The sequence below is a fragment of the uncultured Shewanella sp. genome, assembly GCF_947501665.1.
Taxonomy (GTDB): Bacteria; Pseudomonadota; Gammaproteobacteria; order Enterobacterales; family Shewanellaceae; genus Shewanella.
Window position 1 is genome coordinate 186,508 of the sequence record NZ_CANMWS010000006.1, and the last position, 12,872, is coordinate 199,379.

The window sequence follows — 12,872 nt, forward strand, 5'->3', positions numbered from 1 at the left end:
TCTGTGAGTAGAAGTTTGCCCCCTTTGTAAGCTATTATCTCTGTCCCATTTATTTCAGATCGCATTCAAGTCATCACCCATGATAAGCATCAATCAAGCACAACTCATTCGAGGCTCAAAAACCTTATTGAATGATACCTCACTCACTGTTTACCCTAGTCATAAAGTTGGCTTAGTCGGGGCAAATGGTACGGGAAAATCATCCTTATTGGCGCTTATTTTAGGGCAGGTTCACTTAGATAAAGGCGATATCAACGTTCCCAGTGGTTGGGAAATCGCCACAGTCGCTCAAGAAACCCCAGCACTGGATGTGTCTGCTATTGATTATGTCATTGACGGTGACATCGAGTATCGCCAACTTGAGGCTCAGCTCGAAAAAGCACAAATTGAAGATAATGGCCATGATATTGCCATTATTCACGGTAAAATTGATGCCATTGGCGGTTATGCCATTCAGTCTCGCGCCGCCAGCTTATTAGCAGGACTCGGTTTTAGTGAGACTAAGCAGAGTGATCCCGTAAAAAGTTTTTCTGGGGGTTGGCGCATGCGTTTAAACCTGGCGCAAGCCTTGTTATGCCGCTCTGACTTATTGTTGCTCGATGAGCCCACCAACCACCTTGATTTAGACACCATGTATTGGCTAGAAGGTTGGATTAAAGCCTACCAAGGCACATTAGTGTTAATCAGCCATGACAGAGATTTTATCGACGGTATTGTGGATGAAATCGTGCATGTGGAAAATCAAAAACTGAATTATTACAAGGGCAATTACTCCGCTTTTGAGCGTATTCGCGCCGAGCGTATGGCTCAGCAACAAGTGGCATTTGAGCGTCAGCAAAAAGAGCGCGCCCACATGCAATCTTTTGTGGATCGTTTCCGTTATAAAGCCAGCAAAGCCAAACAAGCCCAAAGTCGCTTAAAAGCCTTAGAGCGCATGACAGAATTACTGCCTTCTCAAGCTGACAGCCAATTTTCAATGGCCTTTAGAGAGCCCGAAGCCTTGCCTAATCCACTGGTAACAATGGAGCAAGTGTCGGTAGGTTACGGTGAAACTGAAATTTTAAAACGCGTACACCTTAACTTAGTGCCGGGCGCCAGAATTGGCCTACTCGGCCGTAATGGCGCGGGTAAATCAACCCTCATTAAGCTGTTATCGGAAGAATTAACCCCCATGAAGGGTAAATATGAGACCAACCCCGGCCTCAATATTGGGTATTTTGCTCAGCATCAGCTGGAATTTTTACGCTTAGATGACTCACCATTACAGCATTTAATTCGTCTCGCACCCACCAAACGTGAACAAGAATTAAGGGACTTTTTAGGTGGCTATGGTTTTAACGGAGATATGGCTCTGGCCCCAGTTAGGCCCTTTTCTGGTGGCGAAAAAGCCCGCTTAGTCTTAGCATTATTGGTGTGGCAACGCCCTAACCTATTACTGCTTGATGAACCCACCAACCATTTAGACTTAGAGATGCGCCACGCCCTCACCATGGCACTGCAGACCTTTGAAGGTGCGATGATTATTGTTTCCCATGATAGGCACTTACTCCGCCTGAGCTGCAGTGATTACTATTTAGTGGATCAAGGTGAAGTACGCAGTTTTGAAGGTGATTTAGATGATTACCATCAGTGGTTACTCGATGCCGCAAAAGAAGAAAATAAAAAACTGAGCAGTAGCGATGCGACCCCTGCCCAAGATAAAAAACAGCAAAAGCGGATTGAGGCCGAGTTACGTAAACAGCTCTCGCCCATTAAGAAGCAACAAACTAAACTGGAAAAACAGCAGCAAAAAGCTAATGATAGACTTCTCGAACTTGAAGCGCAACTGGCTGAAACAAGCCTCTATGATAGCGACAACAAAGCACAGTTAACTCAAGTACTGGCTGAACGTACCCAGCTCACCCAAGACCTAGAAGCCAGTGAAATGGAGTGGCTCACACTGCAAGAGCAAATAGAAGACATAGAGCAAGCGGCCGCTAATTAAATAGTGCAACGAATAAGTGAATGACAATCATTGAGCACAAGGATTAAGGATCCCTCATGGAAAAAGCGCATACACACTCACTAAATTGGCTAAGATCTCACCTTAAGCCAACTTTATGGGCTGAGTGCGACGTTCTTTATGCACGGGATCCTAAAGGGTATATTACCCTGCAAGATACTTATCAGCTCAACGTTAATTTACTGTTACTGGCCCAATGGCTAGACAATTTACACATTGAACATCAATCTCTTATCTTAAATACCGCCATTTGGTCTGAGCTAAACAGCAAAGTGAAAGCGCATGATCAAAATGCACTCATTCCCTATAGGCAACACAGGCGAGCCAGTAAAAGCCGCCTATCAGCAAGTCAGTATCAACACATGCTAAAAAAAGAGCTGCTACTTGAGCGCCAAACTCAACAATTTATCCTCACTGAACTAGATGTCATCCTTCAACACGCCGATAATAAAGACATTAACATCACACCGATTGAAAATATTAATCGTCAGACTGCCGATAGTGAGCAGATCAATCACAGCCGTAATGCCGATGCCTACTTAAGCCTGTTTAGCTAAGGTACTCATTAGCGCACAATCAAGGCTGAGCGGCATTTGATAAGGCTGCTTGGCTGTTTACATCAATCACACATTGAGACAATTTTTCACTCAAACTGGCTAAAAAGCTATCTGCCACATCAAAGGTTTTATGGGTTATCACAGTAAAGGGCCGCGTCACTGTTTGGGCTTTATTTTTAATCACTATCTCGCCCGTTAAAGTGAATTGATTCCATAACCAACTGCGCTCTATGTTATTAAACTGAAAAGACAAAGAAGGATTAGATAAATTTGGATTTTTTTCTGTATTGCTTATTTCATTAGCTTGACTGCTATTAGAGATAACATTGGAAGTGACTTTAGAGGACAATTTAAATTGAATCGCTTTACCGGTAAAATCTTTTTGTAATTGCTCAATAAAAACAGACTCTTCTCCGGTTAATTTATCGGCATTGGGTAACACAGTCATCTGCACAGCATATTGAGTATCATTAAATGGTATGGCAATCGGGCAGGCTGATATCTCGGTTTCTGTCCCTCTTAGCTGCCCTATTCCTTTTCGCGCCACCATAATGCAGCCCGATAGGCTCACCAAACACAGAGTAAGTACCAGGTATTTGAAAACAGAAAAAAATATAAATTTCATCTCGAATAACATTGGAGGTTAAGTAAAAACCAGCCTAAGTTAACGAATATTAATATTCAACAAACCTGACAGTGTTGGGCGTATTTTCGCTTAAATGTGGTAAAAAGTAACCTTGTTGTAATAAATAGGACGGTTTCCTATTGCATTATCAAACATAATACTCACCTTAAAAACCTTATTAAGGTGAGTATTAACATTGGATTGATATTACTTCAATTGAGTTTCAAACAGTTTAAAAATACGACGGTATTCATCTAACCAACTGGAAGGTTGGCGAAAGCCATGGGGCTCCACGGGATAAATGGCCGTTTCAAACATTGGCTTTTCAAGCTCAATTAATCGCTGAACTAATCGAACGCTGTCTTGGAAAAAGACATTATCATCCACCATACCTGTCATGATAAGTAACGGCTTTTCTAATCCTTGAGCCCACTCAATGGGTGAGCTGCGTTCAAAAGCAATGGGATCGATTTGTGGTGTATTGAGAATATTAGATACATAAGGCTGATTATAATAAGCCCAATCAGTGACTGGACGTAATGCCGCCCCCGCTTGGAATAAGTCAGGCTCCGTAAATAACGCCATGAAGGTTAAAAACCCGCCATAAGATCCGCCGTAAGTGCCCGCTTTATTCACATCCACATTGGCATTTTTTACCATCCAATTAACGCCATCTTGTAAATCTTCCACTTCTGGGTGGCCCATTTGGCGATAAATAGCGGTGCGCCAGTCACGTCCGTAACCTGCTGAACCACGGTAGTCCATATCCATGACAACATAGCCCTTTTGAGCCAATAAGTTATGGAACATAAATTCACGAAAATACACTGAAAAACCTAAATGCGCATTCTGCAAGTAGCCCGCACCATGATTAAAAATCACCGCAGGATACTGACTCGCCTTATTTTTATCAAAACCATTAGGCAAATACACTCGCGCATAAATATCATCAGCGCCATGACTGGACGGCACTTTCACAACCTTAGGTGCTTGCCATTGGTAATCACTGAAAGCCTTACTGGTATAATGGGTTAACTGTTTAAGCTCGCCCCCAACTTTTTGAATGTAAAGCTCATCAGGTTCGATGGATTTTGACGCCGTTAATAATAGTTGCTTCCCTTTTGGGCTCAACTCATAACTTAGCCTGCCTTTCCAATCTGTCAGTTGTTCAGTCGTTCCGGTACTCACATTCACACGATAAACGTTCTCAATACCAGGATGATCTTTATTGGCTTTATAGTAGATATACTCCGCTTTTGGCCCAAGCGTAAGATCTGATACTACAAATTGACCTTGAGTTAATGCTTTTTCACTGCCACCAAGAGGCTTAAGATAAAGTTGTGAATAACCTGATTGCTCTGATAAATAATACAAGGTTGAGGTATTTGGCAGCCATCCAAACTGATTATGGATATAATTAATCCAAGCATCATCATGTACTCTATTTTGAGTCTTCAATTCACCGCTTGAAAAATCTAAGGTCGCAATCCAACGATCTTTGTTGTCAATGGCTTCAATCATCAACGCCACTTGATTACTTTGCATCTGCCATTGAATGGAGCTTTGTTTACGACTCCAGTCTTTGAGGAGTTCAAATTTACGCGGTGTTTTTGTTGCTTGATACTGCTTGCCTTTCAGTTTGGCATTCTCAGCTCGAATGTCAGCAAACACATCCTCATCATACCCACTAAGACCGTCTATTTTTATCGGCTTTTGTTGCTGACTTTCAAGATCCAATAAAACAAAACGCTCACCGGCGGGCTCATCTTCGCTGCTCAAGGCGCGAACGGGAGTCGACTCCATGGGCCCCTTTTGAGTAATGAACTTCGCCATGATCCCCGTTGTTTCATCGCCCCCAAAATCATAGTTATAATGTTTATCAATCAAAGATAAAATAATATAACGACCGTTTGGTGACAGGCTCAAGGAGCTAATTTTCTCACTATCACCTAAATACCAAGTCTTAGGCGCTAAGGTCGGATCGGATTTTTCTAATTGTTGCTGATGAGATTCACGATCTTTGGCTTGCTGATTTTTAAGGGAAACAAATTCAATTAATCTATCTTGCTGCTTTTCAATATAAGTCGTGACCTTAAATGACTCAGGGGCATTAGCCATCTTAAGGTTGGCAATTTGTTCGACGAGTCCCGTTGCTAAATGGATTTTAAATACTTGGGATGTTTGCCAAAAAGCCAAGTTGCCATCATCTAAAAAGCGAAGACCTTGAGCCGGAAGCGTTTGTTTGGTCAGTTGTCTCACTTGTTGAGTAGCGATCTGCTTAATAAAAACATTACCCTGATAAATATAAGCTTTGCGTGTACGTGAAGCATCAAATATGCCTTTTGCTTGACTGGCTAGATGCAACTTATCTAATGTCAGTTCAACCGCTTCACCTTGTATCACACTCTGTTGATAATGCTGCTTAATCGTGGACTCATGCGCTTGACGGGTAAAGTACACACTTTGACCATCATCATTCCAATAGGCATTCTTAGCCAATATTCCCATCCAATCAGGGTTAGCCATAATTTGCTTTAATGTTAAAGGCGTAGCAGCCTGTGGAGGCGATACCAATACGACCGGCGCAAGCTCGGTAGTGGGTAAAGTTGTAATAGGGTCATTTGAAGATACAGAAGTACAACTGGCAAGCACTGATAAGCTAAGTAAGCTCAATCCTGTTTGGCGAAGTAAACGCTTCATCCTCTTTCCTTATGATATAAGCCTAGGCTCAAACACCGTGTGCATTTTTTAACTCACTATACAACGTTCTCTCCTTTTAATAAGAAGCTTAAGACGCTAATAGCCATGGTATGCAGTAGTGGGAACGTAGAGCAATGGAAAATAATTTTCCATTTATATCACAAATTGATAAGAATTAAGTGCTAAACAACAAAATAAATCAACAAAATAGAGGTTAACTTTTCACATTTAAAAAGTTCTGCAGTAGGTCTAAGCCTTGCTCGGTCAATATGGACTCCGGATGAAACTGCACACCATATAAAGGTAACTCTTGGTGCCGCATAGCCATGATCTCACGGCCATGAATAGGATCATCAAACCATGCCTCTAATATAAAGTCCTTTGGCAATACATCCACCAATAAAGAATGGTAACGCGTCACCGTTAATGGCTGATTTAATTGGTTAAACAAAGCCTCCCCACTGTGAGTAATCAGGCTCGTTTTACCATGCATCACACGTTGAGCACGTCCGATATTAGCGCCATATACCTGCGCAATCGCTTGATGGCCTAAACACACACCTAAGATAGGTAATTGACCTGAAAAATATTCGATGGCAGCTAAAGTAATACCGGCTTCATTTGGACTGCGAGGTCCAGGAGAAATGACTAAATGGGAAGGAGAAAGACATTCTATCTCCTCAAGCGAGATTTCATCATTACGCTTAACAACGACGGTTTGTCCTAATTGTTGAAAATACTGCACTAAGTTATAAGTAAATGAGTCGTAATTATCAATAATTAAAAGCATAACGAATTATTTTTGAGGAAGTTAATTGAGTTACTAAAATAAAAATACAAGTGGTATGCGCTCAAAAACAAAAAAGCCAATCCGTTGATTGGCTTTTCAACATCAATTTGAAGTCATACTCAATCAAATATTGCCGTTACTTCACTAATGTTAAGTGACTACGACGTTTTGATTGTTCAGCTTTATCGGTTTTCGTATCACTTTTTACCGTTTCTTGTGACTCTTCGACAATTGCTAAGCCTTGTTCTTCGGGCTCTTCGGGGGTTTGATAAGCATCTTCCAAATCAAATACCGTCCCCGCACCATTTTCACGGGCATAAATAGCAATCACTGACGCCATAGGTAAAAACAATTGCTGTAATACACCACCAAAACGCGCACTAAACTCAATACTCTCGTTAGAGATAACAAGCTCAGAAACAGCACTGGATGAAATATTCAGTACAATTTGCCCATCTTTAACATATTGTTGAGGTACCATGGTATTTGGCACATAAGCATCGATGACAACATGTGGTGTGAGCTCATTATCCATTAGCCACTCATAATAAGCACGAAGTAAATAAGGACGATTCGGTGATAGTTCTTTCATTACATACCCATACGCATTTCACGTTCGGTCTCAGTCAAAGAGGCTTTAAATGACTCACGATCAAATAGACGTGTCATATAAGCTTTGATCTCTTTTGCGACGCGATTATCAAGTTCTATACCCAATTCTGGCAAACGCCATAATAATGGGCCTAAATAACAATCAGCTAAGCCAAATTCTTCACTCATGAAGAATGGCATTTCAGTGAAAATAGGCGCAATAGCCGTTAAGCTTTCTTGCAACTCTTTGCGAGCAGAATCAACTCGATCACCTTTTCTGATACGATCAACTAAGGTATACCAATCTGATTCAATACGGTGCATCATCAAACGTGTTTGACCACGAGAAACCGGATAAACTGGCATTAATGGTGGATGTGGAAAACGCTCATCCAAATACTCCATAATGATCCGTGAGTTATACAACACAAGCTCACGATCAACCAAAGTAGGTACACTGTTGTAAGGATTAATTTCAATTAAATCCTCAGGCATGTCATTAGGGTCGACCTGAAGTACATCGACAGTAACCCCTTTTTCAGCCAAAACAATACGAACTTGATGACTATAAAGGTCGTCAGCGCCTGAGTACAGGGTCATGATTGAGCGTTTATTGGCAGCAACAGCCATTGATACCCTCCGGGATCTGTAAAAAAACAAAAATGCAAACGAGGGGCATAGCCCCCCGTTTACAACATATGAATACGCTATTCTAACTCTTATTGGTGCTTAGTGTACATCTTTCCAATATTCTTTCTTCAATAGATAAGACACAATGAAGAAAATAAACAGGAATCCAAGCACCCACCAACCTAAACTTTCACGTTCAAGTTTAACAGGATCACCTGAGTATACTAAAAATCCAGTAATATCTCGAACAACTTGATCATACTCTTCAGCAGACAGCTCGCCACCGGTTGAAACAATAGAACCATCTTCTTGAAGAACCGGAACACCTTGCAGTGTTTGTAACACATGTGGCATACCGACAGATGGAAAGACCGTATTGTTCACACCAAATGGACGAGATTCATCTTTATAAAAACTTTTAAGGTAAGTATAAATCCAATCTTCACCACGAACACGACCTACTAAGGTTAAGTCAGGAGGCACAGCACCAAACCACTTAGCAGCATCATCATCGGTAATCGCGTTTTCCATTAACGCGCCAATTTTAGTGTCATTGTATAAATACTGCTGACTCATTTCATCAAGAGGAATATCCAAATCCGTCGCCACTCGCTCATATCGTTGATACTGAGTACTGTGACAACCTGAGCAATTGTTTTGAAATAAATTCAAACCACGCTGCAGAGACTCTTTATCATGCAAGTCAATATTGGCTTTTTCAAGATGAACATTGCTTCCTGCTGCCATAGCAAACGTAGGAATTAAAGCGACTAATGCTATTAATAATTTTTTCATTAGTGTGTCACCCTCTCTGGTACGGGTTTGGTTTTCTCATTTTTACTGTAAATCCACAGCCAAACGAAGAAACCAAAATAAGTCACAGTAAAGATCCGCGCAGCAATGGTCAGTTCAGGTGTTGCAGGAACAGCCCCTAAATAGCCCAACACAATAAACGAAATAGCAAATTGAGTAATATTGACCTTATGGGTCATACTACGGTAGCGTATTGATTTCACATTACAACGATCAAGCCATGGTAAAATAAACAACACAGCAATCGCCAAGCCCATACCAATGACCCCAATTAACTTATCAGGGATCGCACGCAAAATAGCGTAGAAAGGAGTGAAATACCAAACTGGTGCAATATGCTCAGGTGTTTTCATTGGGTTTGCCGCTTCAAAATTCGGTTTTTCAAGGAAATAACCGCCGCCTTCTGGCATGAAAAACAGAATGTAGCAAAACACAATTAAGAAAGCCGCCGTTCCCATGATATCTTTCACGGTATAATATGGGTGGAACGGAATACCGTCTTTTGGCCAACCATTTTCGTCTTTATTCTTTTTAATCTCAATACCATCTGGGTTATTTGACCCAACTTCATGCAAAGCAATTAAATGCAAGAATACCAGTACAACCAGTACTAATGGTAAAGCGATAACATGCAAGGCAAAGAAACGGTTTAAGGTTGCGCCCGAAACAACAAAATCACCTCGGATCCACAGCGTTAAATCATCACCAATAACGGGAATTGCACCAAACAATGAGATAATCACTTGTGCGCCCCAGTAAGACATTTGTCCCCAAGGCAATAAGTATCCCATAAAGGCTTCAGCCATTAACACCAAGAAAATCAACATTCCAAATAGCCATAATAATTCTCTAGGCTTTTGGTAAGAACCGTATAATAAGCCTCTGAACATATGCAAATAAACCACCACAAAGAAGGCGGATGCCCCCGTGGAATGCATATATCGTAATAGCCAGCCATACTCTACATCACGCATGATGTATTCAATAGACGCAAAAGCCCCTTCTGACGTCGGCACATAGTTCATGGTTAACCAAATACCTGTTACCAACTGGTTAACCAGAACAAGTAAGGCCAATGAACCAAAAAAATACCAAAAGTTGAAATTGGTGGGTGTTGCGTATTGACCCACATGACGGTTATAGGTCGCCGTCATTGGAATACGCTCATCAATCCAGTTGATTAGATTTTTAATCATGCGGTAGCCCCTTCATCTTCGCCGATAAGTACGGTACCGTCATCAAGATATTGATGTGGTGGGATCACTAAATTTAACGGAGCAGGTACGCCTTGGAAAACACGACCTGCCATGTCAAATTTAGAACCGTGACAAGGACAGAAAAATCCAGAGGTTACCCCTTTAACTTGTTCACCGAACGTATCAGGCTGATAGGTTGGTGAGCAACCCAAGTGAGTACATAAACCAACGGCAATAAAATACTCAGGATTAATAGAACGACCCACATTCTGTGCATACACAGGTTGCTGAGGTTCTAATGAATCAGGATCACGTAATTGATCATCATGCGTAGGAAGCTCCGTGAGAACCGATTCAGTGCGACGGACAACCCATACAGGTTTCCCGCGCCACTCAACACGGATCAATTGACCGGGCTCTAATTTGTTAATATTTACTTGAACCGGCGCACCTGCAGCTTTCGCTTTGGCACTCGGATTCCATGACTTAATAAAAGGAACCGCTACAGCGACGGCACCAGCACCACCCACTACGGCGGTTGCTGCGGTCAGGAATCTGCGACGTCCGGTATTGACTGGCGCATTGCTCATCCACTTATCTCCAGAGAGTGTTGGAATTTTTGTTTTATAACGTTACTTGAAATTAAGCTTATCTACTTAAATCAATTAACATAGATTTGAGGCGCGCTCATTATAGCCAAAAATTAGAAACAGATCATAGCGAAAATACACAAGTATATTAACTATGTTAACTTGAACGACATTTATGCACAAAAAATAGACAATAAAAATAACGACTGACTGCGACAAACTAATACAGATGTAATTTTTAACCATTAAAAAGCTAACAAAACACATTCAAATGATTTATAGCAATAAAAAAGCCCGATAAAAATCGGGCTTCAGTTACTCATTGAGTTTTAATGGCGAATTATTTGCCCGTCGGACTCTTCATAAATTTGAAGAAATCGTTATCGGGATCCAACACCATCATATTTGAACCATTAGCGAAACTGGCTTTATAGGCTTCTAAACTACGCATGAAACTATACAAGTCCGGTGCTTTGGTATAAGAGTCAGCATAAATTTTCGCCGCCAATGCATCTCCTTCACCGCGAGTAGTCAGTGCTTTTCTTTTTGCTTCTGCGATTTGAACCGTCACACTCGCATCGGTTCTAGCACGAATAATCTCTGCTTGCTCACGACCTTGCGCACGATGCTCTTTTGCAACAGCTTGACGCTCTGCACGCATGCGTTGATAAATACTGCTGCTCACATTAGCAGGTAGATTGATTTGCTTCACACGCACATCAACCACTTTGATACCAAGATCAGCAGCACTGTCTTTTGCATTTTTAAGTGCTTCAGACTGCATTTCATCACGCTCACCCGAGACAATTTGTTTAATGGTACGGCGACCAAATTCAGTGCGAAGATCATTATTGATTTTACGTTGCAATAACGATTCAGCCGTGGCTTTTTGTCCGCCATTGGTTGAAAGGTAATAACGCTCAAAATCCATGATCTTCCACTTAACGTATGAATCGACCATTAAATCTTTCTTCTCAGACGTCACAAAGCGATCCGCTTGGCCATCCAAGGTTTGAATGCGCGCATCAAGAAACTTCACTTTGTCCAAGAAAGGCACTTTTAAATGTAAGCCAGGACTATATACTTTGGTTTTACCATCCACTTTGATGATCACACCAAAACGAGAAACAATTGCCCTTTCTCCTTCATTGACCACAACCAATGATGACAAACCAATGGCAATCACTAAGGCAACAATAATAGCACTAAGTCTACCCATGATTAGTTTCTCCCCTGTCTAGTACGATCACTGCGACTGGATCGGCCATCCATAGGAATACTGCTTGGGATCCCTGAAACGCTTGTTGGTGTCACTTGAATGCTACTTTGTTTCGAAGTGTTACTGCTCTTTTTTGTCGAAGAATTAAGCAATTGATCTAATGGTAAATACATCATGTTATTACTATTTTTTGAATCAACTAACACTTTATTTGTACCTGACAACACCGCTTGCATCGCATCTAAATACAAACGCTCACGAGTCACATTCGGTGCAGCAAGGTATTCCGGTACCAGCTTATTAAAGCTCGCCACTTGACCTTCTGCCTCTAACGTTACACGCTGTTTATAAGCATTAGCTTGCTCATCCATACGCTGCACTTCACCACGCGCTTTAGGTTCGATTTCACGCGAATAAGCTTCAGCTTCTCGAATAAAGCGTTGCTCATCTTCTTGCGCAGAAATGGCATCATCGAAAGCATCTTTCACTTGCTCTGGTGGTCGAGCAGGTAAAAAGTTGACGTCGACAATTTCAATGCCCGTATTATAAGGCTTCATAATACGATTAATTTCATCCCAAGTATCGCGCCTAATTTGATCGCGCCCAGTGGTTAAAATCGCATCCATGGTATTGTGACCCACAACAAATCTGAGTGCACTGTCAGTTGCTTCACTTAAGCTACTATCCGCATTGACCACACTGAATAGGTAATCTCTTGCGTTCACAACGCGATACTGTACATCCATTTCAACCTGAACTAGGTTTTCATCTTTCGTTAACATGCTACCAGACGCTGGAATAGAGCGAACAGTGGACACATTCACAGGGATAACCGTATCAATAAAAGTCGCTTTCCAATGCAGGCCAGGACCAATATCACCAACATATTGACCAAAACGAAGGACGACGCCTTTTTCTGCTTCTTTTACCGTATAAAAACCGGATAACCCCCACGCAACAACGAGGATCCCAAGTACGATTAATACCGCAAAAGAGCTCACGCCCGACCCCCCACCTTTTCCGCCAAAGCGTTTGGTTAGGTTACGGTATACTTCATCTAAATCTGGTGGGCCTTTATCATTCCCATTCTTCTTTCCCCAAGGGTCGTTGCCCTTGTTACCGGGCTCGTTCCAAGCCATTTAGTACTCCGTATTCATAT

At 41.7% G+C, this 12,872-nt stretch carries 12 protein-coding genes; 2 read left to right on the plus strand and 10 right to left on the minus strand.

The genetic code is table 11. The features are described 5' to 3' along the window. The first annotated feature begins 79 nt into the window (after positions 1 to 79). Both Q0976_RS06235 and Q0976_RS06240 read left to right on the plus strand, forming a co-directional pair. Entirely contained in the window at positions 80 to 1,984 is a 1,905-nt protein-coding gene (locus Q0976_RS06235) for an ABC transporter ATP-binding protein (protein WP_299492129.1), read from the plus strand. A 56-nt stretch (positions 1,985 to 2,040) separates the two neighbouring features. After that, positions 2,041 to 2,559, plus strand: a complete 519-nt coding sequence (locus Q0976_RS06240; RefSeq protein ID WP_299492131.1) for a DUF2390 domain-containing protein — start codon at positions 2,041 to 2,043, stop codon at positions 2,557 to 2,559. 19 nt (positions 2,560 to 2,578) lie between these two features. Here the strand turns inward: Q0976_RS06240 and Q0976_RS06245 are convergent, their stop codons facing one another. The 10 genes from Q0976_RS06245 to hflK all read right to left on the minus strand — a co-directional run bounded on the left by Q0976_RS06245 (position 2,579) and on the right by hflK (position 12,852). Then, entirely contained in the window at positions 2,579 to 3,184 is a 606-nt protein-coding gene (locus Q0976_RS06245) for a hypothetical protein (RefSeq protein WP_299492133.1), read from the minus strand. Positions 3,185 to 3,391: 207 nt separating this feature from the next. Further along, positions 3,392 to 5,884, minus strand: a complete 2,493-nt coding sequence (locus Q0976_RS06250) for a prolyl oligopeptidase family serine peptidase (protein WP_299492135.1) — start codon at positions 5,882 to 5,884, stop codon at positions 3,392 to 3,394. Positions 5,885 to 6,098: 214 nt separating this feature from the next. Further along, positions 6,099 to 6,674, minus strand: a complete 576-nt coding sequence (locus Q0976_RS06255) for an aminodeoxychorismate/anthranilate synthase component II (protein ID WP_299492137.1) — start codon at positions 6,672 to 6,674, stop codon at positions 6,099 to 6,101. Positions 6,675 to 6,810: 136 nt separating this feature from the next. After that, the gene (locus tag Q0976_RS06260; RefSeq protein ID WP_299492139.1) at positions 6,811 to 7,266 is read right to left on the minus strand and encodes a ClpXP protease specificity-enhancing factor; all 456 of its coding nucleotides are present in this window, start codon (positions 7,264 to 7,266) and stop codon (positions 6,811 to 6,813) included. Then, entirely contained in the window at positions 7,266 to 7,895 is a 630-nt protein-coding gene (sspA, locus tag Q0976_RS06265) for a stringent starvation protein SspA (protein WP_299492141.1), read from the minus strand. Before sspA ends, Q0976_RS06260 begins: the two co-directional genes overlap by 1 nt. A 99-nt stretch (positions 7,896 to 7,994) precedes the next feature. Further along, positions 7,995 to 8,690 carry a cytochrome c1 gene (locus tag Q0976_RS06270; RefSeq protein ID WP_299492143.1) on the minus strand — a complete coding sequence of 232 codons (696 nt, stop codon included), beginning with the start codon at positions 8,688 to 8,690 and terminating at the stop codon, positions 7,995 to 7,997. Continuing rightward, positions 8,690 to 9,904, minus strand: coding sequence for a cytochrome bc complex cytochrome b subunit (locus Q0976_RS06275; RefSeq protein ID WP_299492145.1), 1,215 nt, complete (start codon positions 9,902 to 9,904; stop codon positions 8,690 to 8,692). The genes Q0976_RS06270 and Q0976_RS06275 overlap by 1 nt, the downstream gene beginning before the upstream one ends. Continuing rightward, entirely contained in the window at positions 9,901 to 10,494 is a 594-nt protein-coding gene (gene petA, locus Q0976_RS06280; RefSeq protein WP_299492147.1) for a ubiquinol-cytochrome c reductase iron-sulfur subunit, read from the minus strand. Before petA ends, Q0976_RS06275 begins: the two co-directional genes overlap by 4 nt. A gap of 340 nt (positions 10,495 to 10,834) precedes the next feature. Then, positions 10,835 to 11,713 (minus strand): protease modulator HflC, encoded by an 879-nt coding sequence (gene hflC / locus Q0976_RS06285; RefSeq protein ID WP_299492149.1) that lies wholly within the window; start codon positions 11,711 to 11,713, stop codon positions 10,835 to 10,837. Between the two features lie 2 nt (positions 11,714 to 11,715). After that, the gene (gene hflK, locus Q0976_RS06290) at positions 11,716 to 12,852 is read right to left on the minus strand and encodes an FtsH protease activity modulator HflK (protein WP_299492151.1); all 1,137 of its coding nucleotides are present in this window, start codon (positions 12,850 to 12,852) and stop codon (positions 11,716 to 11,718) included. Between the last annotated feature and the right edge of the window lie 20 nt (positions 12,853 to 12,872).